The 24,704-nt window shown below is 55.0% G+C and carries 22 protein-coding genes, 2 tRNA genes, 1 pseudogene and 2 riboswitches; of the genes and pseudogenes, 16 read left to right on the forward strand and 9 right to left on the reverse strand.

Annotated features, from left to right (window positions below):
* The first annotated feature begins 49 nt into the window (after positions 1–49).
* Positions 50–1,060 carry a biotin synthase BioB gene (gene bioB, locus ACO6BQ_RS02035; protein ID WP_489119241.1) on the forward strand — a complete coding sequence of 337 codons (1,011 nt, stop codon included), beginning with the start codon at positions 50–52 and terminating at the stop codon, positions 1,058–1,060.
* Between the two features lie 78 nt (positions 1,061–1,138).
* Here the strand turns inward: bioB and ACO6BQ_RS02040 are convergent.
* Positions 1,139–1,243, reverse strand: a pseudogene (locus ACO6BQ_RS02040) (secretion protein HlyD); the annotation flags it as partial.
* A 56-nt stretch (positions 1,244–1,299) separates the two neighbouring features.
* Between ACO6BQ_RS02040 and ACO6BQ_RS02045 the strand changes: the two are divergent.
* The 4 genes from ACO6BQ_RS02045 (at position 1,300) to ACO6BQ_RS02060 (ending at position 5,023) form a co-directional block, all read left to right on the forward strand.
* On the forward strand, positions 1,300–2,184 hold the full coding sequence (locus tag ACO6BQ_RS02045) for an Rpn family recombination-promoting nuclease/putative transposase (protein ID WP_489119244.1): 885 nt from the start codon (positions 1,300–1,302) through the stop codon (positions 2,182–2,184).
* 239 nt (positions 2,185–2,423) lie between these two features.
* Positions 2,424–2,930 (forward strand): two-partner secretion domain-containing protein, encoded by a 507-nt coding sequence (locus ACO6BQ_RS02050; RefSeq protein WP_489119247.1) that lies wholly within the window; start codon positions 2,424–2,426, stop codon positions 2,928–2,930.
* Positions 2,879–3,841, forward strand: coding sequence for a M26 family metallopeptidase (locus tag ACO6BQ_RS02055; protein ID WP_489119249.1), 963 nt, complete (start codon positions 2,879–2,881; stop codon positions 3,839–3,841). The genes ACO6BQ_RS02050 and ACO6BQ_RS02055 overlap by 52 nt, the downstream gene beginning before the upstream one ends.
* A gap of 42 nt (positions 3,842–3,883) precedes the next feature.
* A complete protein-coding gene (locus tag ACO6BQ_RS02060; protein ID WP_489119251.1) occupies positions 3,884–5,023 on the forward strand; it encodes a YDG domain-containing protein in 1,140 nt (379 codons plus the stop codon).
* Between the two features lie 390 nt (positions 5,024–5,413).
* On the opposite strand, the gene ACO6BQ_RS02065 is transcribed toward ACO6BQ_RS02060, so the two are convergent.
* The 4 genes from ACO6BQ_RS02065 to ACO6BQ_RS02080 all read right to left on the reverse strand — a co-directional run bounded on the left by ACO6BQ_RS02065 (position 5,414) and on the right by ACO6BQ_RS02080 (position 6,932).
* The gene (locus tag ACO6BQ_RS02065) at positions 5,414–6,112 is read right to left on the reverse strand and encodes a Crp/Fnr family transcriptional regulator (RefSeq protein WP_489119254.1); all 699 of its coding nucleotides are present in this window, start codon (positions 6,110–6,112) and stop codon (positions 5,414–5,416) included.
* A 2-nt stretch (positions 6,113–6,114) separates the two neighbouring features.
* Positions 6,115–6,639 (reverse strand): flavin reductase, encoded by a 525-nt coding sequence (locus ACO6BQ_RS02070; protein WP_315451451.1) that lies wholly within the window; start codon positions 6,637–6,639, stop codon positions 6,115–6,117.
* A gap of 98 nt (positions 6,640–6,737) precedes the next feature.
* Positions 6,738–6,813, reverse strand: a tRNA-Val gene (locus ACO6BQ_RS02075).
* A gap of 42 nt (positions 6,814–6,855) precedes the next feature.
* Positions 6,856–6,932 (reverse strand) — tRNA-Val (locus tag ACO6BQ_RS02080).
* 147 nt (positions 6,933–7,079) lie between these two features.
* On the opposite strand from ACO6BQ_RS02080, the gene ACO6BQ_RS02085 reads away from it, so the two are divergent.
* The 11 genes from ACO6BQ_RS02085 to ACO6BQ_RS02135 all read left to right on the forward strand — a co-directional run bounded on the left by ACO6BQ_RS02085 (position 7,080) and on the right by ACO6BQ_RS02135 (position 19,945).
* Positions 7,080–7,205: a secretion protein HlyD gene (locus tag ACO6BQ_RS02085; RefSeq protein ID WP_315451520.1), complete on the forward strand. Its 126-nt coding sequence runs from the start codon at positions 7,080–7,082 to the stop codon at positions 7,203–7,205.
* 75 nt (positions 7,206–7,280) lie between these two features.
* A riboswitch (cobalamin riboswitch) is annotated at positions 7,281–7,452 on the forward strand.
* A gap of 181 nt (positions 7,453–7,633) precedes the next feature.
* Positions 7,634–9,223: an ABC transporter substrate-binding protein gene (locus tag ACO6BQ_RS02090; RefSeq protein WP_315440356.1), complete on the forward strand. Its 1,590-nt coding sequence runs from the start codon at positions 7,634–7,636 to the stop codon at positions 9,221–9,223.
* Positions 9,224–10,210, forward strand: a complete 987-nt coding sequence (locus ACO6BQ_RS02095) for an ABC transporter permease (RefSeq protein ID WP_315440355.1) — start codon at positions 9,224–9,226, stop codon at positions 10,208–10,210.
* Positions 10,207–11,055: an ABC transporter permease gene (locus ACO6BQ_RS02100; RefSeq protein ID WP_489119257.1), complete on the forward strand. Its 849-nt coding sequence runs from the start codon at positions 10,207–10,209 to the stop codon at positions 11,053–11,055. The genes ACO6BQ_RS02095 and ACO6BQ_RS02100 overlap by 4 nt, the downstream gene beginning before the upstream one ends.
* An 8-nt stretch (positions 11,056–11,063) precedes the next feature.
* Positions 11,064–11,882 (forward strand): ATP-binding cassette domain-containing protein, encoded by an 819-nt coding sequence (locus ACO6BQ_RS02105; RefSeq protein ID WP_489119259.1) that lies wholly within the window; start codon positions 11,064–11,066, stop codon positions 11,880–11,882.
* A 1-nt stretch (position 11,883) separates the two neighbouring features.
* The gene (locus ACO6BQ_RS02110; RefSeq protein WP_489119262.1) at positions 11,884–12,489 is read left to right on the forward strand and encodes an ABC transporter ATP-binding protein; all 606 of its coding nucleotides are present in this window, start codon (positions 11,884–11,886) and stop codon (positions 12,487–12,489) included.
* Positions 12,490–12,829: 340 nt separating this feature from the next.
* The gene (locus tag ACO6BQ_RS02115; RefSeq protein ID WP_489119264.1) at positions 12,830–13,987 is read left to right on the forward strand and encodes an amidohydrolase; all 1,158 of its coding nucleotides are present in this window, start codon (positions 12,830–12,832) and stop codon (positions 13,985–13,987) included.
* 214 nt (positions 13,988–14,201) lie between these two features.
* A riboswitch (cobalamin riboswitch) is annotated at positions 14,202–14,373 on the forward strand.
* 240 nt (positions 14,374–14,613) lie between these two features.
* Positions 14,614–17,049, forward strand: a complete 2,436-nt coding sequence (locus ACO6BQ_RS02120) for a TonB-dependent receptor domain-containing protein (RefSeq protein WP_489119266.1) — start codon at positions 14,614–14,616, stop codon at positions 17,047–17,049.
* 67 nt (positions 17,050–17,116) lie between these two features.
* A complete protein-coding gene (locus ACO6BQ_RS02125; protein WP_489119268.1) occupies positions 17,117–18,124 on the forward strand; it encodes an ABC transporter substrate-binding protein in 1,008 nt (335 codons plus the stop codon).
* Positions 18,121–19,170, forward strand: coding sequence for a FecCD family ABC transporter permease (locus tag ACO6BQ_RS02130; RefSeq protein WP_489119270.1), 1,050 nt, complete (start codon positions 18,121–18,123; stop codon positions 19,168–19,170). The genes ACO6BQ_RS02125 and ACO6BQ_RS02130 overlap by 4 nt, the downstream gene beginning before the upstream one ends.
* A 16-nt stretch (positions 19,171–19,186) precedes the next feature.
* Positions 19,187–19,945 (forward strand): ABC transporter ATP-binding protein, encoded by a 759-nt coding sequence (locus ACO6BQ_RS02135; RefSeq protein ID WP_489119291.1) that lies wholly within the window; start codon positions 19,187–19,189, stop codon positions 19,943–19,945.
* Between the two features lie 41 nt (positions 19,946–19,986).
* Here ACO6BQ_RS02135 and lgt read toward each other — a convergent pair whose 3' ends face one another.
* From lgt to ACO6BQ_RS02155, 4 genes are read right to left on the reverse strand one after another with little or no spacing between them, the layout of a single operon-like run.
* Positions 19,987–20,820: a prolipoprotein diacylglyceryl transferase gene (lgt, locus tag ACO6BQ_RS02140; RefSeq protein WP_489119272.1), complete on the reverse strand. Its 834-nt coding sequence runs from the start codon at positions 20,818–20,820 to the stop codon at positions 19,987–19,989.
* A gap of 19 nt (positions 20,821–20,839) precedes the next feature.
* The gene (locus ACO6BQ_RS02145; protein ID WP_489119274.1) at positions 20,840–21,391 is read right to left on the reverse strand and encodes a phosphoribosyltransferase family protein; all 552 of its coding nucleotides are present in this window, start codon (positions 21,389–21,391) and stop codon (positions 20,840–20,842) included.
* 10 nt (positions 21,392–21,401) lie between these two features.
* The gene (locus ACO6BQ_RS02150; RefSeq protein ID WP_489119276.1) at positions 21,402–22,715 is read right to left on the reverse strand and encodes an aspartate aminotransferase family protein; all 1,314 of its coding nucleotides are present in this window, start codon (positions 22,713–22,715) and stop codon (positions 21,402–21,404) included.
* Positions 22,716–22,736: 21 nt separating this feature from the next.
* Positions 22,737–24,683, reverse strand: coding sequence for a peptidase U32 family protein (locus tag ACO6BQ_RS02155; RefSeq protein ID WP_489119278.1), 1,947 nt, complete (start codon positions 24,681–24,683; stop codon positions 22,737–22,739).
* Positions 24,684–24,704: the final 21 nt, after the last annotated feature.

The raw sequence follows: 24,704 nt of genomic DNA on the forward strand, positions 1-24,704 counted from the left end.
TTATAATAGATGACATAAATACTATCTATTATGAGGCAGGGGATTTTTTATGCGCGAACATCGTATTGCAGAACTCACGAAGAAGATCATCGCGGGCTATCGTATCAGCCGCGAAGATGATCGCTCCGTCTTTATGGATACGCCGGTCGAGGAGCTGGGCGAGGGGGCTTATCGCCTTCAGAAACATTTCTGCGGCAATCACATCGATCTGTGCACGATCGTCAACGGGCGCAGCGGGCGATGCGGCGAGGACTGCAAATACTGTGCGCAGGCAGGGCGGCACAAGACGGGTGTCGATACCTATAACTTTATGGCACAGGCGGATCTGATTGCACACGCAAAGGCAAATCAGGATGCGGGTGCAAATCGTTTCTCCATCGTCACCTCGGGCGGTGCGCTCTCTGGTGAAGAGTTTGAAAAGGCACTTGCGGCGTACGCGGAGATGAAGCGCACACTCTCGATTGAGCTGTGTGCCTCGCATGGGTTGCTCACGCGCAGCCAGTTCCGTCGTCTGCGCGAGGTCGGTGTGACGAGCTATCATCACAACATCGAGACATCGGAGCGGTATTTCCCCGAGATCTGCACGACGCACAGCTATGCAGACCGCATCCGTACGATCCGGGCAGCACAGGCGGAGGGGCTCTGCGTCTGCTCGGGTGGCATCATCGGTATGGGCGAGACGTGGGAGGATCGCTTTGACATGGCGTTCGCTCTGCAGGAACTCGGCATCGAGTCCATCCCGCTCAACTCGCTCATGGCGATTCCCGGGACGCCGCTCGAACATCTCGCGCCGCTCTCGGGCGAGGACATCCTGCGCACGGTGGCGATCTTCCGTTTCATCAATCCGACCGCGAACATTCGCCTCGGTGCGGGGCGCAAGCTCCTGCCCGAGAACGGTGCGACGGCGTTCCGTGCAGGAGCATCCGCGTCCATCACGGGGAATATGCTCACGACCTCTGGGACGACCATCGCCGAGGACGTGGCACTCATCCGAGCGATGGGCTTTACAAACCGCAGCGAGGACTGCAGGGTGTCGACGGGTGCGTGCGGGGCACGGTAATTCTTCCAACATTTACATAGATGGGTCTGTTGTGCGCGTTTATCGGATTTCGCGCGGCAGACCCGTTTTCTTTTCCTGCGGAAGCACTGATAAATTCAGCACCGCCATCTTGGCGCATCTTTTTTGCCCGTACAACGCCTGCAAATCCTCCACATAGCCTTTGCTATGCGTCCGGTTTGCCTCCTAGTTCGGACGAAAAAATCTACGCCAATCTGAGGGTCTATTTTATCAGCGATTCCTTGCGAAAAATTGATAAAAACAGTAAAATAAAAGAGGAGGAGGCGATTCACATAGAGCGCAAAGAACGATATCTTAATAAGATCAAACAGCTTCGTCTGATTGACGATACCTTCTTCAACAGTTGTTTTGACGAGAATATCCCATGTATGGAGGTTGTCCTTCGGGCTGTGATGGGAAATGACCGCCTACGTGTGACGGAGGTTTTCACGCAGCAGAATGCGCCGAACCTCTACGGTCGTTCCGTGCGTTTTGACGCGCTTGCAACGGATGGAGAGGCGATCTACAACGTGGAGATACAGCGCAGTGATGAGGGGGCAATCCCGCGCCGTGCACGCTACAACAGCAGCATGATCGACGCCCGCGCGGTCAGCAAGGGGACAGAGTTCCGCGATCTTCCCGAAACATACGTCATATTCATCACCGAGCATGATATATGGAAGCATGGCAAGCCGCTCTACAAGGTGCGCCGCACATTCGAGGATATGGCAGATGTGTTTGACGACGGCACGTATATCCTCTACGTCAACGGAACGTCTCGGAGCGACAGCCCATTGGGTAGATTGATGCATGATTTTTTCTGCACAAATCCGAACGATATGTATAGCGCGGTGCTCGCGGAGCGAGTGCGCTTTTTCAAAGAAAGTGAAGAGGGGGTTACAACGATGTGCAGAGTAATGGAAGAACTCTATAACGAAGGTGTTGCGGAAGGGCGCGAAGAAGGGCGCGAAGAAGGGCGCGAAGAAGGGCGCGAAGAGGGCGCGGAAGCCGAGCGTCTAAGAGGCATCAAGAGCCTTATTCAAAGTCTCGGGATTACGGCAGATGCTGCGATGAACGCCCTCGGGATCGATCAGGAGCAGCGCCCCAAATATCTGGCGCTGCTATAGGCGACACACTACAAGGGAATCGCTGATAAAATGAAGTCCGTCAGATTGGCGTAGATTTTTTCGTCCGAACAAGGAGACAAACCGGACGCATAGCAAGGGCTATGTGGAGGATTTTCCGCCGAAGTGCGGGCAAAAAAGATGCGTCAAGATGGTAGTGCTGAATTTATCAGTGCTTCCTATAGAGCAAAACGCAGAATCTATGAAACGATATCAGTACGATAGAGAAAGGAAGTCGCAATATGAAAGCCTCATCAAATGCACATCTGCGCCGCAAATTCCTCTGTGCCCTCGTTGCGGGCGCACTCGCCGCCCCCTTTGCCGCGCAGACGGCGTATGCGCTGCCCATCGAGGGCGCGAATGCCACGACGAATGCGGGGGAGGCGAATATCTCCACGAGCGGCACGGTCATGGACATCGCTGGCAAGACGGAGCACAATATCCTCAAATGGGAGGACTTCTCCATCGAGCAGAACGAGAAGGTGCGCTTCGACGGCGGCGAAAAGACACGCGACTATCTGAACCTCGTCACGGGCGAGGGCGTATCGAACATCTACGGCACGATCGAGGGCGGCAGGAACATCTACCTCGTCAACCCGCACGGCATCCTCTTCGCCAAAGGCTTCGAGGTCAATACGGGCGCACTCTACCTCTCGACGGCGAATGTCGACGCTGTTGCAAGCACGGCGGGTACATCATGGGGGGTAATAGTCCACTCACAGCGGGCACGCAGTACGGCAATGTGCTGAACCTTGGCACGGTAAAGGCGGCGAAACTTTACATCGAGGGGAATAACGTCACCGTCCTCAATACAGATGATGTGAAGAACGCGGCGGGCAATGCGCCGCTCACGGGGGCGAACGTCACGATCCGCAGCGCGGAAGCGCCGCATATCGGCTACGATGTCGGAAATCGAGCGACGGCGAACTTTGACGAGAGCGGCGGCTCTGTGCCGCATAACTTCTATGACTATGCGAATCCGAACACCGCAAAATCTGCAACAACGCGCGGGTGGGTTGTCCAGAACCTCGGCGGTGCGGCGCATACGGACTATGACTATATGCGCGTGCACGACATCTACGACCTGCAGAATATCAATGCGAAACGGGACGGCAGATACATCCTCGCGAAGGACATCGACGCGACGGCGACACAGGATTGGAACAGCGGCAAGGGCTTTGCGCCGCTTGGAGATGGGGGCAACGAATTTACGGGACGATTGGACGGCGCGGGACACACGCTGCGGGGGCTGTATATCAATCGTCAGCTTAAAATCCATATCGGGCTGTTTGGCACTGTCAAGGAGGCGACCATCGAAAATCTTTCCATCTGGGATGGCAATGTGCAGGCGGGGGCTTACGTCGGCGGTATTGTAGGGCTTGCAGAGAAGGCTGTCATTCGGAACGTCTCGTATTCCGGAACGGTCGCCGGAATGTGGGTGGTCGGCGGCATTGCGGGACGGGTGTTGGGCGGCAGTATTCAGAACGCATGGAATGCGGGCACGGTCAAAGGGAGTCAGCAGATCGGCGGCATTGTGGGAGAGGCGGACGAAGGCAGTACTTTTCAGAATGTCTGCAATACGGGCGAGGTCAGAGGGGATGCGGATGAAAGCGGCGGTATTGCGGGATATATAAAGAACAGTAGCCTTCAGAATGCATGAAATGCGGGGAGGGTCACAGGGAGTCAGAAGGTTGGCGGCGTTGTGGGGAAGGTGAACGGCGGCAGCATTCGCCATGCCGTATCGAAGGCGGGCAGCGCAGGGCAGACGGTCGGGACATTGAGCGGTGGGGCTGACGTGACGGATGTCAAGGTCGCTCTTGAGGCGGATATGAAGCTGGCGGCGACATACATGAGTTGGCAGGACGCGAACGGCAATGCCGTCGTCGCCACCGAGGGCGGCAAGGGCACGCCGTGGCGCATCTACGATGGGCATACCACGCCGCTGCTCACGGGTCTGATGAAGGGTACGAAGCGCCTTGCGAAAGTCTACGACGGCAATGTCTTTGCGACAACGGATCCGCACATCACCCTCGTCAATACGGGGAAGGATGTCGGCACATACGATGCCTACAGTGACCAGCTCGGCTATGACCTCATCGGCGGCGCGACCATTACGCAGCGCACGCTGACCATGAGCGGCGTCGCGGCGCAGAGCAAGACCTACGACGGCACAACCGCCGCAGACGCAGCGCAGTTCCACGCGACGCTGAATAACGTCGTCGCGGGCGAGGAGAGCCTTGTCTCGGCGACCGCCACGGGCGCGGCATACAACAGCAAGGATGTCGCGTCGGCAAATGCGGTCAGCTACACGTTCGCACTGCGCGGTACGGGCGCGGGGAACTATCGTCTGAGCACAGATACGCTCACAGGCACGGGCACGATCACGCACAGCACCCTCACGTTGACCGCCGACGCACGGAGCATTGTGCAGGGCGAGGCTATGCCCTCCTTTACGGGGTGTGCGGACGGCTTCGCGGTCGGCGAGAATCCGTCCGTATTAGGTGCGGATGGCATTGAATTTGGCACGACGGTGACGAGCAGCGACACGCCGGGTAGCTACGATATCACAGGGCGCATCGGCGGCATGAGCGACGGCGTCGCCGGCAACTACCGCATCCGACAGGCGACAGGCAACGCGACTGCCTTCACCATCCACGCCGCAGCCGTGCCGGGCGGTATACTCACCGCGCTCGTGCAGGATGCTGCGCCGCGCTTTGATATGGGCTTCGAGGGCCGCGTCTACCTCTACGGCATGCCGCGCCCCATTCCCGTTGAGATTCTTGGATTCTATCGCTTCGCACCTGCGCGTGATCTCCTCATCGAGGGGCTGCGGCTTGATTGATGGGCTGCTCTCGGAGCGGTATAGGTTATCTATCGAATCAGAGTCACTTATGCTACCGGTGTCCCTATCGACACACCTTCGGTGTGCCACTTCCCCCGTAGCGACGGGGGAAGCTGATATGCCGTTAAGGGACGCATTGCGCGGATGTGGTTCATACACTAAAAAAGAGATTCCATTCGTCACGTTCGACGTTTGGAATCTCTTTTTTCTTGGAAAGACTCTTTAGGAATCGCTGATAAAATAGACCCTCAGATTGGCACAGATTTTTCTGTCCGATTGAGGCAGCAAACCGGACGCATAGCCAGAGCTATGTGGAGGATTTGCGAGCGTTGAGCGGGCAAAAAAGATGCGCTAAGATGGCGTGGCTGAATTTATCAGTGCTTCCTTTATTTACAGATACCCCTCAAAACGCTCCATATCCAGAATGCGTATGCTCCGCCCTCTTGCCTCGATGATGCCCTCGCGCTGCATCGCACCCAGCTCACGCGAGAGGGCAGGACGGCTGACGGCGAGATAGGCGGCGATAAACTCACGGCTGACCGTGAGTGTCACACACCCATCTTTGTCGATGTGAGGGAACAGATAGCGGACAATCTTCTCGCGCAGCGTGCCGCTCGCGAGAATCTTGAGTTTCGTGTGCATCCCGTATGCTTTTTCTGCAAAGATCTTCATGAGGTTTCGCTGCACAATCAGCGCAGCGCGGTGCGGCGCATCGCCCACATCGAAGGCAAAGAGACGGCTCGACACTTCGAGCAGCTTCACCTTCGTCACAGCGCGGACATACATATCGTATGGGCGCTTTAGCACCTCGTAGACCTCGCCGAACAGATCGCCCGGGCGGTCGATTTCCGAGATGAAGATCTGCCGCCCCGAGTACGTATCCTTGAGGATATGCACCTCGCCCTCAAGCAGAATGTAGAGCGCATGCGGCATCTCTCCGTCATGGAAGATGAGTGCTCCCTTCGGATAGGTGCGCAGTGTGACATCGCTTGAGGCGAGGAGTTCGGCGACCTCCTCTGCATTCATTCCCTGCGCGAGGCTTGTCTGCGCAAGGATGCGCGCGGCATTTTCCTTGTCTTTGGTTGCCATACTTACTCCTTGATCAGGACATTCTCGATCTCCGCAATATACATTGTGTGATAGTCATGTTCCGGATAGTAGGTATTTGGGAAATCCTCTCGTTCATTGACAGCGGCATATGTGAAGAAGGACTTATCCAACGGCTGCGCATAGAGTTTTTTCGTGAGCAGAGTGAGACGCGCCTCCTCAAAGTACGTATAAGCACCGTGTTCCTTCAGCGTAAGCCCCTGCTTTGCGATCTTATCCTCGTTGCGCCCCGATACGGTTCCAAAATACTGCATCATGGGCTTGTATTTCTGCTCAAAGATCGAGAGAGTCATACCATCTGAGGCATCGACAAACTCCTTCGTGTAGCGTGTCGGACGAATGAAAATATAGGCGACGGGACGCGCCCAGAGGATGCCAAGACCACCCCATGAAGCCGTCATTCCGTTGGTCTTTCCATCGTGCACTGCACTGACCAGCATCCAATCTTGACCAATCAGTTTGAATACATTGTCGGTCAGATCCGTTGGGCGAATTTCCTTGATTGACATGATATACCTCCCCAATAGCGTTTTGTTTGCTACCATTATAGCATAGGGGAAAAGAAAGCACAAAAAAACCGCCCACACGGGACGGCTGTTATATACAATGGTGCTCACTGAGGGATTCGAACCCCCGACCCCCTCCATGTGACGGAGATGCTCTACCAACTGAGCTAAGTGAGCCTGAGATGAAAAAATCCGCACACTTGCGGATGAAAAATTAAATGGTGGGGTTAACAAGATTCGAACTTGTGACCTCCTCGATGTCAACGAGACACTCTAACCAACTGAGCTATAACCCCATTTGTTCGCCGCTCATGTCCAAACGACAAAATGAATTATAACAAGGGATCGAAAATCTGTCAAGGGAATTTTTCAAAAGAATGAAATATGGGCATCAAGTCTCTTAAGGAATCGCTGATAAAATGAAGTCCGTCAGATTGGCGTAGATTTTTTGTCCGAACAAGGAGACAAACCGGACGCATAGCAAGGACTATGTGGAGGATTTGTCGACACAGTGCGGGCAAAAAAGATACATCAAGATGGCGTGGCTGAATTTATCAGTGCTTCCTTAATAAGTAATCGCATTTCATATTGACATCCTGTAGATTGTATGATAGGCTGAACCCGAATCTCGTTAAAATCATAATTCCATATTTTGCCGATCGGGTGCGCGCTGCGCTTAATAGAGAAGCAGGTGAAAGACCTGCGCTGTTCCGCAGCTGTAATGCAGAGTCGACCTCATGATGTCACTGGGAAACTGGGAAGGCGAGGAAGACGAGGATGCAGAGCCAGAAGAACTGCCCGATCGAAGCGCTGTTATTATTCCTGCGAGAGACAGGAAGGCGTGGCTCGTGTTTCGTGCGCCTTTTTGCTCTTTAGCAAAGAGGCTTTTTATATGTCTGGGCGAAAGTGATGGAAGGAGGTGGATGGAAGGCGCAGAATGATAGGATTGTCTGGAGGAAGGTATGCTGTGAGTATTGGGTGTTATATGCGAGGAGGCATGACAGTGAGGAAACTTTGTATGTTTCTGCTGGCGGCGATGATGATGCTCACCGTCGGCTGCGGAGGCGCGGATCAGGCGAAAAACGAGCGCGCAGAGAAGGGCGAAATCGTGATCTCGGTCGGCAAGTATATGGTAGGCGAGGGTTTCGATCCGACGATGGGATGGGGTCTCTGGGGGCCGGATCCGTTCCACAGCGCATTGATGGGACATGATGAAAAGAATCAGCTCATCAAGGAGCTGGCTACAAACGTTGAACGTTCAGAGGATGGGCTGAAGTATACCTTTACGATCCGGGATGATGCGAAATTCTCTGACGGTCAGCCGCTGACGGCAGAGGATGTCGTCTTTACCTACGAAACGGCGAAGAAGGCGGCCAGCGCCGTGGATCTGACCGCGATGGAGTCGGTGCGCGCCCTGTCCCCGACGCAGGTGGAGTTCAAGCTGTCACGCCCGTGGTCTGTTTTCCTCGAAACGGCGGCATCCCTCGGCATTGTGCCGAAGCACGCCTATAAAGAAGGGTATGCGACGGCGCCGGTCGGCAGCGGTCCCTGGAAGGTCGTCTCGTTCCAAAAGGAACAGCAGCTTGTGATGGAGCCGAACGAATATTATTACGGAGAAAAGCCGAAGCTGAAAAAGGTGACGGCGCTGAATCTGGGCAATGATGCTGTGCTTGCAGCAGCGCAGTCCGGACAGGTCGATCTCGTCTTTGCACCGCCCGAATTTGCGGCGGCAAGCGTGCCGAATATGAAATTGGTAGTGATGGACACCATCGACAGCTTCTGCGTCAATATGCCGCAGGAGCCGGAGCATGACGAAAACGGCATGCTGGTCGGCAACAATGTGACGAGCGATCCTGCCATCCGCCAGGCACTGAACATCGGCATCGACCGCAAGACGATCATCGAGAATGCGCTCGGCGGCTTCGGAAAGCCGACGATGAATTTTGCGGAAGCTCTTTCTTGGGCGAATAACGATTTGCAGGAATCGGACAACCGCGTGGACGAAGCAGTGAAGATCCTTGAGGCTGCGGGCTGGGTGGATACGGACGGCGACGGCATTCGCGAGAAGAACGGTCAGAAGGCGGAATTCGTCATCAATGGCCGTTCCAATGACCTGCAGCGCTACAATACAGCGGTGGCGCTTGCACAGGATGCGAAGAAGCTCGGCATCAACATCATCGCAAAGTCGACGCCATGGTCGGAGGCCCGCAAGATAGCGCGCAACATCCCGACGGTATGGGCGGGCGGCGACTATACGCCGCAAGTGATCTACAATTATTTCCATTCCTCGCAGGTCGGGGTGAATGTCATCAACAACTCTGCCATGTATCGCAACCCGACGGTTGATGTGCATATCGATCGGGCACTTGCCGCTGCGACCGATGAGGAGATGCTGCGCGAGTTCCGTGCGGCACAGTGGGATGGCATGACAGGGCCGAAGGTCGATATCCCCTATCTTTGGATTGCGACGGTTCAGATGCCGTATTTCGTCAACAATCAGCTCGATCTCGGTCAGCTGCGTGCGGGTGAGCGCGGACAGGGCATGGGGATCCTTATAACACTTGACGAATGGCAGTGGAGGAAGTAAATGGATAAGAGAATCTTCTGCTTTCTTGGAGGCAATCTTTTTCGGCTTGTGCTCCTCCTGGCTGCGGTGAGCGTCATCAGTTTTATCCTGCTCGCCAATTCGCCCATCGACCCCATCGACGCGTACTTCATCAATAAGGCGGCATCGGCGGAGCAGCATGCGCTCGTCGCCGCCTATTGGGGCTTTGACAAGCCGCCGCTGGAGCGCTTTCTGCTTTGGGCGGGGAATATTCTGCACGGTGATTTCGGCACGTCGTTCATCTATCGTGCGCCCGTACTGGAAGTCATCGGGGAGAAATTCCGTCTGACGCTGCTTCTCATGATGACGGCGTGGACGCTCTCCGGTGCGGTCGGCTTCGTGCTCGGCGTTCTCGCAGGAATGTACCGCGGCAGCCGGCTGGACAAGGCGGTTCAGGGGTTCTCTCTTCTGTGCGTCTCCGTACCGGTCTTCTGGCTCGGGCTTTTGTTCCTCATGATCTTCGCGGTCAAGCTGCAGTGGTTTCCGCTGGCGCTCGCCGCTCCTATTGGAAAATTGCATGAGGAGGTGACGCTGGCCGATCAGATTCATCATCTGATTTTGCCGGCGTTGACGCTCAGCGTCACGGGGATTTCTGCCATCGCGCTGCAGACGCGTGAAAAGATGATCGAGGTGATGGGGACGAACTACATGCTCTTCGCGGAGGCGCGCGGCGAGACGCTCTGGCAGCGCGTGCGGCGGCATGGTCTGCGAAACATTCTGATGCCCGCGATCACCTTGCAGTTTGCTTCCTTCAATGAGCTGTTCGGCGGAGCGATTCTCGCCGAGACGGTGTTCTCCTACCCGGGACTGGGCAGTACGGTCACGCTGGCGGGGCTGCGCGGCGATCTTTCGCTGCTGCTTGGCATCGCAATCTTCAGCGCGGTGTTCATCTTCGTCGGCAATCTCATCGCCAACATCCTGTATGGCGTTGTGGATCCGCAGCTGCGCGAGGGGAGGGGGACGTCATGAGCAAGGCTCTTTCCCTCTCTCGCAGCGGGCTGAGTGTCCGCCAGCGCCGACTCATCTTTGCCGTGTTTGCGACCCTGTTCATTTTGGGCCTGCTCCTCTGGGGTACGACGATGGATGAGAGTTCCTATGCCGTCGACTTTGGGCAGAAGAATCTTGCGCCGTCCGTCCTGCATCCCTTTGGTACGGACGATATGGGGCGCGACATGTTCCTGCGCTCCGTCAAGGGCATGTCGATCAGTCTGCAGATCGGCTTTGCCGCCGCATTTTTCAGCTCCTGCATCGCACTCCTTCTCGGAACGCTGTCGGCGGCATTCGGCGGCAAGGTGGATCGCTTCATTCTCTGGCTCGTCGATCTCTGCATGGGGATTCCGCACATCCTGCTCATCCTCATGATTTCGGTGATGATGGGCGGAGGCATCCTCGGCGTATCCATCGGCGTCATCGTCACGCACTGGCCGCGTCTGACGCGCGTCATCCGTGCGGAAGTCATGCAGCTGCGCTCGCAGCCTTATGTTCTGGCGGCACGGCAGTACGGGTACTCGTGGGTGACTGTGGCACGGCGGCATTTCGTACCACATGTGCTGCCGCAGTACATCATCGGGCTCGTTCTGCTCTTTCCCCATGCGATCATGCATGAGGCGGCAATCAGCTTCCTCGGCTACGGACTGCCGCTCGATATGCCGGCCATCGGCATCATCTTGTCGGAGTCCATGAGCTATCTGGCGCTCGGCATGTGGTGGTTGGCGTTTTTCCCCGGCTTCTTGCTGCTGCTGGTCGTACTGATCTTTGATCGTCTCGGCGAGACGCTGCGCGATATTCTTGATCCGCAGTCTGGACAGAAATAGGAGGCTTTATGGGACAAGAACTTCTCGAAGTAAAGAATCTGTCCGTGTCCTTCCGCATGTATCAGGGTGCGTTGAAGCATACGCTGGTGACAGGGATGCACGGCGTCAATCTGCGTCTGACGACGGGAGAGATCCTTGCCGTCGTCGGCGCAAGCGGTTCCGGCAAGAGCCTTTTGGCGCATGCCGTACTCGGCATACTGCCGTACAATGCCGTGACGAGCGGCGAGATGCTTTATCGCGGAACCGCGCTGGATGCGGCGCGGCAGGAAGAGCTTCGCGGACGGGAGCTGGCGTTGATTCCGCAGTCCGTGACATATCTCGACCCGCTCATGCGCGTTGGCGAAGAGGTGTGTGGGCTTCACGGTTCTCCAGTGGATATGGCGGCAACATTCCGGCGGCTGCACTTGGAGGAAAAGGTTCAGCGCCTGTATCCATTCCAGCTCTCGGGCGGCATGGCACGGCGCGTGCTCTTTTCGACCGCTGTCATCACGGACGCCGCCCTCATCATCGCGGACGAGCCGACGCCCGGCATGGATGTCAAGAGCGCCGTTGAGGCATTGCAGCTTCTGCGTGAGCTTGCCGATGCGGGAAAGAGCATCCTGCTCATCACGCACGATATCGATCTCGCTGTCGAGGTCGCCGACACCGTCGCCGTTTTCTATGAAGGCCGGACGGTGGATCAGATTCCGGCGGCTGCATTTCGCGGCGACGGCAGCGAGCTGCAGCATCCCTATACACAGGCGCTTTATCATGCCCTGCCGCAGAACAGTTTCAAGGTCTATTCGGCGCAAGAGGTGCGGCAGATGACGGAAGCGGGAGGTGCATGAGATGCTCGATGTGAAGAATCTCTCCTATCGCTATGGGATGAACGCTCCCGTTCTGCAGAATATATCTTTGCATATTGCAGACGGGGAGCGGCTCGCTCTTTTAGGATCAAGCGGGCGCGGCAAGAGCACGCTCGCGCTGCTCCTTGCAGGCTATCTGCCGCTGCAGGAAGGGTCTATTGCATTGGACGGTGCAGCCTTGCCGAAGGGCGGTTACAATCCCATCCAGCTCATCTATCAGCATCCGGAAAAGGCGATGGATCCGCGCTGGAAGGTGAAGGATTCCCTGAGCGAAGCATGGGATGTGCCGGATGAACTCCTCAGGGCGATCGGCGCCGAGCCTGATTGGCTCACACGCTGGCCGAACGAGCTCTCGGGCGGTCAGCTGCAGCGGCTCTCGATCCTGCGTGCGCTCAGTCCAAAGACGCGCGTGCTCATTGCCGACGAGATCACGGCGAGCCTTGACCCGATCACGCAGGCGCAGATCTGGTCGGTGATCCTGCGCGAGATCGAGAAAAACCGCACCATGCTCATTGCCATCACGCACAATGAGGCGTTGGCACAGCGGATCTGTAAGCGTATGGTGCATATTGAGGACTTGCAGGGATAAAGGCCTCTGTTCATACGAAGATCCGGCATCTGTCTGAAAGACGGATGCCGGATTTTTGCGTGTATAGGAAGCACTGATAAATTCAGCCGCGCCATCTTGACGCATCTTTTTTGCCCGCACTGTGCCCTCGATCCTCCACATAGCTTTGGCTATGCGTCCGGTTTGCCTCCTTGTTCGGACGAAAAAATCTACGCCAATCTGAGGGTCTATTTTATCAGCGATTCCTATAAGCATAGAAAAAATATAGGAAAACATGATTGACAAAAGAATATACAGCTTGTATAATACCACAATAACATATAAAGAATATATGAATTTACTGTTTGAAAGGAAGAGAACTATGGCAGCAATTGAAAACATCGAAGCCTATATCGCAGAAGAGTTTCAATGGTTTCATCGCCATCCTGAGCTTTCCTACGAAGAAGTTGAAACCACTAAGCGCATCCGTGCATCCTTGGAACGTGCGGGAATCCGTATTCTGGATCTGCCGCTCAAGACGGGGCTTGTTGCGGATGTCGGCGCAGGTGAGACCATCGTTGCCCTGCGCAGTGATATCGACGCGCTGCCCATCGAGGAACAGACGGATCTACGGTATCGCTCGGAGCATGCAAGGCGTATGCACGCCTGTGGGCACGATTTTCACATTGCTGCGGTGCTCGGTGCAGCGTTGCTGCTCAAGCAGCGTGAGGCGAAGCTCGCGGGACGTGTGCGCATCTTCTTCCAGCCCGCAGAGGAGGCTCCGGGCGGGGCGAAGGTACTCATCGAGGCGGGGGCTCTGCAGGATGTTGCGGCAATCTTCGGGCTGCACGCATCGCCGCTCCTCGAGGTAGGCACGGTCGGCATCACGGCAGGTGCGGTGATGGCGGCGGTGGATCGCTTTGTGTTCCGCTTTCGCGGCAAGGGGACACACGCCGCACATCCCGAGGCGGGGGTGGATCCGATTCCGCTGGCGGCAGCATTTGTGCAGTCGGTACAGACGGTTGTCGCACGCAATCTCAATCCGTTCTCCGCAGGGCTTGTGAGTGTCACGCATATCGAGGCGGGGAATACGTGGAATGTCATTCCTGAGGAGGCTCTCATCGAGGGGACGACGCGCAGCATGGATGCGCAGGATCGGGCACGCATCCGAGGGCGTGTCTGTGCGCTTGCGGAGCAGTTGGCGGCGGCGTATGGCGCGACGGTAGAGACGGACTGGTATGAAGGTCCGCCGGCAACGCTCAACGATGGCTTTTGGGCGGCGTATGCAGAGGAAAAAGCAAAGGAACGCAATCTGAATGTAGTTCCCGCACCAAAGTCGCTCGGTGGTGAGGACTTTGCCTTCTATCAGGAGAAAGTACCGGGGATGTTCGTCCTCGTCGGCACGGGGCTTTCCCCCGCGCTCCACAATCCGAACTTTCGGGTTGATCTGAATGCGCTCGCGCCGTCGGCACATTATCTCGCGGAACTCGTATGCGGTGCATTTAAGGAAGCACTGATAAATTCAGCCACGCCATCTTGACGCATCTTTTTTGCCCGCACTGTGCCCTCGATCCTCCACATAGCTTTGGCTATGCGTCCAGTTTGCCTCCTTGTTCGGACGAAAAATCTACGCCAATCTGGCAGACTTCATTTTATCAGCGATTCCTAAAATACATTGATTTCGATTAAATTTCCTTGACGTTTTATTTATTCTATGATAATCTACAGGAGGATTTTGGGAATAAAATCACAATTGAATACTTTGCTAATCGGGTGTGCGTTGCACTTAATAGAGAAGCAGGTGAAAGACCTGCGCTGTCCCGCAGCTGTAATGCAGAGTCGACCTCAATACGTCACTGGGAAACCGGGAAGGCGAGGAAGACGAGGATGCAGAGCCAGAAGAACTGCCCGATTGGAACGCTGTATCGTCCCTGCGAGAGACAGGAAGGCACGATTATTTTTATGTGTTTCGTATGCCTTTTTGCCGGAGAGCAAGAAGGCTTTTTGTTTGCGCTTTTCATGAACAAATCTGTCTGGATGTTACGTTTGGATATGAGGGGGTCATCAACACAAATCCTGAGGTGATTTTCTCATTGCCAATAGAGAGTGTGGTAGCGGACATAATGGGAGAGGGAAATACTGCCCATTAAGAGGGGGAAAATCTTTATGAAAAAAAGGCATCTTACTCTGTCGATTCTGGCAGCGATTGTCGGCACAGGCTTGGGACAGAACTTAGCGCATGCAGGATATGATGAAAATCTTCAGCATTATACGATTGATAACATTGTTGTTGAGGTAGAACAGACAGTCAACCAGTTCAATGATACGGTAACAGAACAGTCCTACTACCGCACGGGCGGCGATGTCAAGGTCATTACAAGGGAAGAGATTGAGAAGCGGCATTATACGGATGTGACAGAGGCGATTAAGCGGATTCCCGGCGTGACCTTCCAGAATCCCGGGTATCGCGGCGGTGAGTATGGATACGTAGCGTATAACAACGGCGTTCTGATCAATGGTGATTCGCGCGTCATTATTCTGGTCGATGGACGCCGCGTTGACAATGCTGCGAGTCAACGGATCAGTGATTCGAGCCGGCGCGGTACAAAATCCACGGGCGTCAATCTCGATCAGGTCACGAATATGGAAAATATCGAAAAGATCGAAGTGATCAAGGGATCCGGCGCCTCAGCTTACGGACCGGATGCAACTGGCGGTGTGATCAATATCATCACACGTAAGGGGGGCTACAGCACAGTTGGGACGATTGATTTGGCAAGCGGGTCGTGGAATAAGCACAATTATTCATTTAGCTACTCCGGCTCTCTGGATAATGATAACTCCCTGCATTATTTTGTTTCGATGAATCGCACAATGTCCGGTGATACAGAATTCAAGGATGGACAGACGGGAGATATCATTCGTCTGCCGGGTTCTCGTTATAAAGAAGACGGTGCAAATATTAGAATTGATAAGGATTTTGACAAAAAGCATAACTTGAAATTATGGTATAACCACAAAAGCGGACGGGATGGTTATCCCGTTGCAACACCGAGTGCAAAGTATTGGAATGAAAGAGATTGGTATCGCATTTTATTCGAGGTCGTCGTGGGGCGCTATGATTCGAACCACAAGCTCACAGAAAAGGGACAGTGGTGGACGGATCAGCGTCAGCCGGGGTATCACAATATCTATCTGACACGATATATGTATGACATCTCCAACGACTTTAACAATAACGACTGGGATTTGGTATATACTTTCAATAAAGATAAGGGAATGGAGAGCTTTGTTCGCGCCTATTATCAGAACCACATTTATAGGGGACGAGGTGCATTCCAATTCTCCCTGTTTGGTGGCGGCGGCGGAAATGGCGCCGGTGTAGGCTATGATGAATACAACAATACGTTCCCGATGGGAACTACTTATGAGCAAATGTATGCGTGGATGAAGGAACATCTGGCACCGTTCCCTGGTGGGGATAAAAAGGCGATGGATGAATGGGTAGCCAAGACGGGCGGCGTTTCGCCTGTTACGGACTGGCACCGTGAGGAAAACAGCGGAATAGAGCTGCAATATGCAAAGTCGCTTGGAAAGCATGATATTATTGCAGACATCAATTATGATAAGGCGAAACATTATAGCTGGCGCAACCGGAGAGCGGGCGACTATTCTGTCACACATCTGTCCCGTGACACAATAATGGGATATGTGCAGGATAAGATCCATGTATCGGACAAGTGGGATATTACTCCGGCACTGCGCTATTCGCAGTATAGTTCCTTTGAGAATACAAATTCCAACGATACAAAACAGGGAAAGGGCAAGACAAGCGCACTGACCTATGCGCTCAATACACAGTATATGTTCGATGATACGATGAGCATGTATTTTGGATGGACTCGTATTTTTCGCCCGCTGCGCGAGGGCGACTATTCAACTGCAAACGGGGAATATCCGAACATGTTGGAGGATGAGGAAGGTCATGTAATGACGATCGGCATGCAAAAGCTGCTCGGCAATAAGACCTCCATCGGCGTGAACTACAACTGGACAGATATGACCAATGCTGTCGCGACCCTTCCTATTTGGTCGGTTAAAAAGAATGATTTTGCAGCAACGGCAGTCAATGCGCGGGAAAAGAAGACTTCCTTCAACATAACGCTAGATCACCAGTTTGACCCGCATGTGACCTTGAGTGCCTCATACGATCACATGTATGATAAATGGTCGGCAAAAGACGGTATGAGAATCGATCCGAACTGGGGATATGTCAGTGCTGATGATATCAATGTGCAGATCAATCGTCTGCGTCCCGCAAATCATTATGCACTGAATCTTTCCTATGAAAATCGGAAGCTCTATACCGGATTGCTTGCAAACTGGTATACAGGGAATAACACGAGCGCATTCACCTCGCGGCAATTCCTTCTCCTCGACTGGAATATCAACTATCAGGTGGCGAAAGATTTCAACGTATATATGGTGGTCAGCAATCTCACGAATCAAGCATATGAAACGACGTATAACGCACGCAATGGCATCGGCTCTGCGGCTATGCCCGGTCGTTCGTTTGTGATTGGCGCGAAATACACATTCTAAAATATAGGTTCATGATGGCAAGCGGCACTTTTTTGACTGCTTGCCATTGTGTTTGAGGGCTCTGTTTATGAAAAGAATTTCGAGCTTATCGGTCGTTCTCATGATGATCGTGATACTTTTACTCGGGAGAGAGCACTCGTCCATATATATGGATGAGTCTGAAACAAAGGCGCTTATCGACCAGACGCGGCAGAGTGCCATAGAGATACAGACCTTTGATACGACGAAGCAGCCGCACTCAATCTATCTTACGGGGACACCATCGCGCGTCTTTGTGAGTGAGGGCAGCATTTTGGAGTCATTGTTGGCATTGGGACAGGGCGATAGGATTGTCGCTGCATCAATCAGCGGTGCATCGAGCGGTGCATACGAGAGGATTCGGCAGGAGTATCCTGAGGAGCTTGAGAAGGTACCGCATATTGCGCCGCAGGGAATGAATAGGGAGCAGGTTGTCGCCTATGCGCCGGACTTTATAATGGGATGGCAGTCCGCGTTTACATTGTCACGTTTTGGAACCGTTTCATGGTGGCAGGATCGTGGGGTTAATACCTACATTGCTGCGACATCGAATCATGTGTTGAAGTACGGTACCATTGAGGACGAATGCAAATTTTTGGATGATATTGGGCAGATTTTTGAAATAAAAGATCAGACGGATGACCTCATCCACTCCATTTATGCGGAGTTGGACAAAGATAGTGCGTGGATCGCACAGCAAAAAACACAGGACGTTATGGTCATAGAAATCAATGGAAGGGCGATTACAAATTATGATGATGGGTGGCTCGTAGGAGATATGGTAAAGCGTCTGGGAGGGCATATGCCCGTTACCAGTCGGCGTGTGAGCGAAGAGGTGTTGTTTGCGTATGATCCGGATGTCATATTTGTAGCGTATTTCAATCCTCAACATGGAAAGTACGCGGAGGAGTTTTTAGGAGATGTGCGCTTTAATTCGTTGAAGGCATCGAAAAATAAGCGCATCTACATGCTGCCGTTCTGGTACATGTATACCCCGGCAGTCAATACATTGGATGGCATCCGCGCAATCAAAAGGGGGCTGTATCCGGAATTATGAATCGCAAAGATTGGCGGCAAGGCGTGATCCTTCTCGAATTGTTTTTGATTTTGCTTGTCAGCATGGTGGGCGCACTGACGATTGGCACGGTGTCTCTGTCTGTCGGAGACGTTGTATCTGCGGTTTATGACTCCCTGCGCAGCGGTGTGCCGATCGATGCGCCGGGACAGGGAGCACTCCATGATATTGTATGGCTGCTCCGCATGCCGCGTATTCTCATGGCTGCGTGCATCGGAGCGGGGCTTGCAACATCGGGCGTCATCATGCAGGCGATTGTGAAAAATCCGCTTGCCGACCCCTATATTCTTGGCGTTTCCTCCGGTGCTTCTCTAGGGGCAACGGCAGCGATTCTGCTAGGCATCGGCGTGTCTCTCGGAGAAAATTTTGTCGGCATTTCTGCGTTTATCGGTGCCTTTGCAATCTCCCTTGCGATTGTTTTCATTGCGAATATGGGAGGGCGCGCAAATGCCGTGAAGCTCCTGCTCGCGGGCATGGCACTGAGCGCCGTATGCAGCGCATTTTCGAGCTTCATTGTCTACTTTGCAAACGATAAGGACGGCATCCAATCCATTACGTATTGGCTGATGGGGAGTATGGGGGGGGCGAAATGGTCGACCCTGCAGGTGATGATTCCGATGAGCATCATCATGCCGTTCTTTTTCTACACGCAGTCAAAGATTTTGAATCTGATGCTCCTCGGAGATGATACGGCGGTCACACTCGGCGTGGATCTGCATCTCTATCGGCAAGGCTATCTGCTGGTCAGCGCTCTGATTGTCGGATTTGCGGTCTATGCGGCGGGCATGATCGGATTTGTCGGGCTCATTGTCCCGCACGTCAGCCGCATGCTGGTTGGTGCAGATCACAGGAGGCTGCTGCCGATTGCGGCGCTCTCCGGGGCAATATTTCTCGTCTGGGCAGATGTGCTTTGCCGCATTATCATTCCACAGACCGAGCTTCCGATCGGTATCCTGATCTCGATGATCGGGGCGCCCTGCTTTATCTATCTGATGGTGAAGCGGACGTATGGCTTTGGCGGCGCGTAGGTGGGGTGAGCATACGATGGATATTCGCGTAGAAGAGCTGGAAAAGAGCTTTGATGAACGGCAGATTCTGAATAAAATTTCTCTTGCGGTACACAATAAAGAGTTCGTGGGCATTATTGGTCCGAACGGGAGCGGGAAGAGTACGCTTCTCAAGTGCATCTATCGCGTGCTCAAACCGGATTCCGGTGCCGTCTTTCTTGGCGGTGAGCGGCTGGGTGATCTGTCCGTGCGCGAGACGGCAACACAACAGGCTGTGCTTGCCCAGCATCATGCCTTTTCATTTGATTTCAGCGTGTTCGAGGTCGTTCTGATGGGGCGCAGCCCCCATAAGCGCATGCTGGAGAGCTATAATGAGGAGGACTATAAACTTGCCAAGCACTATTTGTCATTCACAGGAATGGGGGCATTTGAGGAGCAGCCCTTTTCCAGTCTGTCGGGCGGCGAGCAGCAGCGCGTCCTTCTCGCGCGGGCGCTTACGCAGTCGACGGCGTGTCTGATTCTCGATGAGCCGACCAATCATCTGGACATTCGCTACCAATTAGAGATCATGGAAAATATTCGGCAGATGAATCTGACGGTGATTGCCGCGATTCATGATCTCAATGTCGCCGCCTCGTACTGCGATCGGATCATTGCGATGAAGGACGGTGTAATCTTGAGGGAGGGGACACCGCAGGAGATTTTCACGAATGAATTTATCTATGAGCTCTATGGTGTGCACGCACGCATTCATCCGTTGGAGGATGGCACGATTGTAATTTCATATCATCTATGAAAACAGCCCCGATCAACGCTTTTCGCTGATCGGGGCTAAAATTATTTCCTACGTTTATTTTTTTTAGATTGTGTGGATGTGTTCTCGGGAACATTCTCTATGGCGGGTGTCCCACGCAGTCCGAGCCAGAGGAAGATCGCAAGGGCGACAAGACCGAAGCCGAGACTGGTCATTTGGGCACTGGTAAAGAGCCCGAGGTATTTCTCCGTATAGTCGCCGCGCAGGTATTCGAGCGCGAAGCGCACGAGGCTGTAGAGCATGACGTAGAGGGCGAAGCACTGTCCGCGTGCGTGTCCGCGTGCGCGGAAGATGAGCAGCAGGGCAAAGATGACGATGTCGAGCTGCCCCTCCCAGACCTCCGCCGGCCAGAGCGGCTGCGCACCGTAGGTGTGGTGCGCGAGGGTGGTGTCGGGGTAGAGAATGCCGTAACTGCTGCCTGTCGGTGCGCCGAAGGCATCCCCGTTGAGGAGGTTCGCGCAGCGGCCGAGTGCCTGTCCGAGGACAATCGCAGGTGCGGCAATGTCCATAAAGTGGATGGTGTCGAGCTTGTGTTTCCGGCTGTAGAGGATGCCGACGAGCACCCCGAGAAAGACACCGCCCTGGATCGCCATGCCGCCCTGCCAGACGTTCAGAATCTCGGTCAGGTGGTGCTGGTAGTAGTCCCAGTCGAAGAAGAACACGTCCCAGAGCCGCGCGCCGAGGAGTCCCGCGATGCCGCAGTAGATGCCGAGATCGGGAACGTGCTTCTCATAGCCGCGTCCGTCCATCTTTGCGAGAAAGTAGCCGACACCCGTCGCGAGCAGGATGGAGAGGGAGATGACGACACCGTACGAGCGGATGGGGAAGTCTCCGATGTAGAAGAGGTATTGATGCAAGGAAGCCTACCTATCCTCTCTACTCTGCCTCAAAGAGCGGGAGCTCCTCAAGAAAGATGATGTCCGTGCGCTTTGCGGCATCGCCCTCGGCGAGGACGGCTGCCTGTCCGACGATGTGGACACCCGCCTTTTTGGCGAGATTGCCGAGTGCCGTCATGGAGCCGCCCGTGCTGATGACATCGTCGAGCAGGAGCACCTTGCGCCCCTTGATACGCTCGATGTCCGTGTTCATGAGGTAGAGACGTTGCTTGCCCATCGTTGTGATGGATTCGTCTTCGACCCAGATGGGATCTTCCATGTACGCCTTAACAGATTTGCGTGCAGTGACGTAGTAGGGCATTCCAAGCTGGCGTGCCAGCTCCGCCGCGAGGGGGATTCCCTTTGTCTCGGCGGTCATGATGATCTCGGTTTCGGCGGGCACCTTCTTTGCGAGTTCACGCGCACAGCTTTCGCAGAGTTCGACATCGCCGAGCATGACGAAGCCCGCAATCGCAAGACTGTCACTCAGGTTGAGGATGGGGAGGCTGCGCTTGCAGCCCGCGACCGTAAGATCGTAGTATCGTTTTGCCATAATGCACCCTTTAGAGTCCTTTCTCCGTGAGGACGAGCTCTACGGCGTTCAGTACGTCGTTGATATTGTCCTCGGTGATGATGAGCGGCGGCTGAAACGCCATGACGTTGCGTCCGATGCCGTTCTTGCCGACGATAAAGCCGCGGTTCTTCAGCCCTTCGAGCACGGCATCCAGTTCGGCGGCGGCGGGGGATTTGTCCGCGTGGACGAACTCTGCGCCGACCATCAGTCCGAGTCCGCGCACATCGCCGATGATGGGATGGCGTTTTTGGATTTCCCTGAGGCCTGCACGCAGCTGCTTCCCACGTCGCTCGGCATTCCCGATGAGATCATGCTCCTCGATATAGCGGATGACACCGAGTCCCGCCGTTGTGGAGACGGGGTTGCCGCCGAGCGTCGATGCGCCGGGCTTCGTGTAGGTATCCGCGACCTCGGGGGTTGCGATGAATGCGCTGATGGGGGCACCGTTGCCGAGTGCCTTTGCCATCGTCATGATATCGGGTGCAATGCCGAAATGCTCAATGGCGAACATCTTGCCCGTGCGCGCAAAGCCTGTCTGCACTTCGTCCGCGATGAAGAGTACGCCGTAGTGGTCGAGAATCTCCTTGACGCGTTTGAAGTAGTTCTTGGGCGGGACGATGATGCCCGCATTGCCCTGAATGCTCTCTGCAATGAATGCGGCAGGTCGTCCCGAGGTGGCGCTTTTGATCGTTTCCTCGAGCTCGTAGGTGCAGTCAATGCCGCACTCCTCGGGCGTATGCTGATGCGGGCAGCGGTAGCAGTAGGGATTTTTGACAAAGTGGATGCCGCCGACGGGATTCGGGTCGGTGCGCCACATGGAGATGCCCGTGAGGCTCATCGTGAGCTTCGTGCGCCCGTGGAGACCGCCGCGCAGAGCGATGAGCTCGCTGCTGCCCGTGGCAATCTGGGCGAGAAGTGCTGCACCCTCGTTCGCCTCTGTGCCCGTGGAGCAGAAAAAGCTCTTTTGGAGTTTTCCCGGTGTGATGCGTGCAAGCTGCTCAGCAAGGTTGACGAAGTTCTCCGTAAGGTAGATGTTGCAGACGTGTTGGAGCGTGTTCAGCTGCTCTGTGACGGCGGCATTGATCGTGGGATTGCAGTGCCCGCAGTTGATGACGGAGACACCCGCAAAGCAGTCAAGATATTTCCTGCCCTCGCTGTCGTAGAGGTACTGCATCTCGCCGCGTACGATCTGGCGCGGCTCGCTGTAGAAATGCCCGAGGCAGGGCATGATGTATTTCTTCTTCTTTTCCAGGATGGCGGCTGCGCCGATGTATCCGTTCTCGTTCGATGAGTCGATGTTCATGAAATACGCTTTCTATGGTGTTCAAATGGAATTGCGGCTCTGGCGGAAACGGTAGGTGCCGATGCCCAAGGGGCGCGGCGCAATCTCTGTGAGGCGGTCAAAGTCTGCCGCTCGGAAACCGTCACTGCCCGCCGCGAGGCGGTCGAGTGCAGCGCGGTAGATGCGGACGATCTCTGCGGTCACGTCCGCCGTATAGTCCTGCGCCTCGATGCGATAGGAGCCGAGTCCGTTGAACTTCTCCAGGTAGGGATAGAGACACAGATCCTTTGCAAAGTAGAGGTGGTTGCGCCCGTACTGGTCGATGCGGATGGAGTGCACGCCGCCAGCCTCGTCACGGAACGCGTAGAGGCGATCCAACAGCTCGGGTGCAGCAAGCTCGCTGTAGTTCGGCAGCGACATCGCGGGGAAATTGTAGTCGCAGATCATCGACTCGTATGCACCGTGGATGACTGCCTCAACGGGCAGCACAGCGTTCTCGACGATCTGACGCAGCTGCTGAAACGAAAGCTCGTAGGAGGCGGTTGCCATTGTGAGCCCGTTCTCCTTGAGAAAGGTGATTGCGAGGTGGTTAAAGATGTTGAACGAATGATCCGCCTGCACAGGCAGCTTCGTGAGCGTGCGTGCGAGCTTCAGCGTGCCGAGGTTGCCGACCATGATGCCGTCAACGCCGATGTCGTTCAGTGCGGCAAAGAACTGTTCGAGTTCGCCGCACTCACGGCGCATGGTCGTGCGCGGTGTGTTCACGATGACGCGTGCGCGTCCTGCTGCATAGCGGACGAGATCCTCGTAGTCCGTGAGCTTCCACGGGCAGTTGGGGCGGAATGTCTCGCCGCCGACGTAGACGGTATCGGCACCCGCATCCACTGCCGCACGCGCAGCATCGACCGTGCCGACGCGAACGCTGAGATGGCGGCTCGGCGCATTTTCCTTTTCAATCGGGCGTTCGGCGCGCAGCACCTCGTCGGCAAAGCCCGCCTCTTCGATCGCCTGGCTGAAGAAGCGCGGTTCGCGCTCGCCCGTCATGCCGATATCGACGGCGGTCGGCTGTCCGAATGCAAACGTCGTCGTGTAGTCGCGTACACGATTGTCGTAGAGCGTACGCCAGCCCTCCTCATCCGTTGTATAGCCGTTCGGGTCTGCAATGTAGGCATCAATCGCCTTGCGGTAGGTAGAGACGAGCCGCGCGATGAACTCGGGCGAACGCATCCGCCCCTCGATTTTGAACGAATAGACCCCCGCCTGAATGAGTGCGGGGATGGAGCGGTACATGCACATATCCTTGAGTGCGAGCTTGTACGGCCCAGGGCTGTTCGCATCGAGCACTTCTCCTGTCGTCTCATCGATGAGGGCGAACGGCCAGCGGCAGATCTTCATGCAGCGTCCGCGGTTGCCGCTCTGTCCGAAGAGCACGCCCGAGTGGATGCACTGTCCGCTTTCGGAGATGCACATATCGCCGTGCATGAAGTACTCGACCTCTATGCCCGTGCGCGTGCGGAAAAGTGCGAGTTCGGAGAGCGTCATCTCGCGCCCGACGACGATGCGCGTGATGCCGTACTCCTTGAGTTTTTCGATGGCGTGTTCGTTGTGCGTATTCATCATGACGGAGGTGTGCAGGGGGACGGTGATGCCCATCTCGTGTACGAGTTCGAGCACGGCGAAGTCCTGGACGAGGATCGCGTCGGGACGGATCTCGTTGAGGTAGGCGAGGTATTCGCGCAGCGCGGGCAGCTCCTCGTTGCTGATGAGGTTGTTGAGCGTGATGTAGAGCTCAACATTGTGCGCGTGCGCATAGTCCACGGCTGCCTTCAGGCGCTCGTCATCGAAATTGAAGTCGCCCTCATGCAGACGCATATTGAAATGTTTGCCGCCGAGATAGACGGCATCCGCACCCGCTGCAATGCCTGCGGTCATGGCATCCCATGTGCCCGCCGGGGCAAGCAGTTCGACGGATTTTCGGTGTAACAGCATTGTGTAAAAAACTCCTTCTGG

The organism is Centipeda sp. (in: firmicutes) (genome assembly GCF_057271695.1).

Coding starts and splice junctions, on each gene's coding strand:
- bioB (WP_489119241.1), top strand. CDS start 50: ATGCGCGAACATCGTATTGCAGAACTCACGAAGAAGATCATCGCGGGC.
- ACO6BQ_RS02050 (WP_489119247.1), top strand. CDS start 2,424: ATGAAAGCCTCATCAAATGCACATCTGCGCCGCAAATTCCTCTGTGCC.
- ACO6BQ_RS02055 (WP_489119249.1), top strand. CDS start 2,879: ATGGGGGGTAATAGTCCACTCACAGCGGGCACGCAGTACGGCAATGTG.
- ACO6BQ_RS02065 (WP_489119254.1), bottom strand. CDS start 6,112: ATGGCAACCAAAGACAAGGAAAATGCCGCGCGCATCCTTGCGCAGACA.
- ACO6BQ_RS02070 (WP_315451451.1), bottom strand. CDS start 6,639: ATGTCAATCAAGGAAATTCGCCCAACGGATCTGACCGACAATGTATTC.
- ACO6BQ_RS02090 (WP_315440356.1), top strand. CDS start 7,634: ATGACAGTGAGGAAACTTTGTATGTTTCTGCTGGCGGCGATGATGATG.
- ACO6BQ_RS02095 (WP_315440355.1), top strand. CDS start 9,224: ATGGATAAGAGAATCTTCTGCTTTCTTGGAGGCAATCTTTTTCGGCTT.
- ACO6BQ_RS02100 (WP_489119257.1), top strand. CDS start 10,207: ATGAGCAAGGCTCTTTCCCTCTCTCGCAGCGGGCTGAGTGTCCGCCAG.
- ACO6BQ_RS02105 (WP_489119259.1), top strand. CDS start 11,064: ATGGGACAAGAACTTCTCGAAGTAAAGAATCTGTCCGTGTCCTTCCGC.
- ACO6BQ_RS02110 (WP_489119262.1), top strand. CDS start 11,884: ATGCTCGATGTGAAGAATCTCTCCTATCGCTATGGGATGAACGCTCCC.
- ACO6BQ_RS02115 (WP_489119264.1), top strand. CDS start 12,830: ATGGCAGCAATTGAAAACATCGAAGCCTATATCGCAGAAGAGTTTCAA.
- ACO6BQ_RS02120 (WP_489119266.1), top strand. CDS start 14,614: ATGAAAAAAAGGCATCTTACTCTGTCGATTCTGGCAGCGATTGTCGGC.
- ACO6BQ_RS02125 (WP_489119268.1), top strand. CDS start 17,117: ATGAAAAGAATTTCGAGCTTATCGGTCGTTCTCATGATGATCGTGATA.
- ACO6BQ_RS02130 (WP_489119270.1), top strand. CDS start 18,121: ATGAATCGCAAAGATTGGCGGCAAGGCGTGATCCTTCTCGAATTGTTT.
- ACO6BQ_RS02135 (WP_489119291.1), top strand. CDS start 19,187: ATGGATATTCGCGTAGAAGAGCTGGAAAAGAGCTTTGATGAACGGCAG.
- ACO6BQ_RS02145 (WP_489119274.1), bottom strand. CDS start 21,391: ATGGCAAAACGATACTACGATCTTACGGTCGCGGGCTGCAAGCGCAGC.
- ACO6BQ_RS02150 (WP_489119276.1), bottom strand. CDS start 22,715: ATGAACATCGACTCATCGAACGAGAACGGATACATCGGCGCAGCCGCC.
- ACO6BQ_RS02155 (WP_489119278.1), bottom strand. CDS start 24,683: ATGCTGTTACACCGAAAATCCGTCGAACTGCTTGCCCCGGCGGGCACA.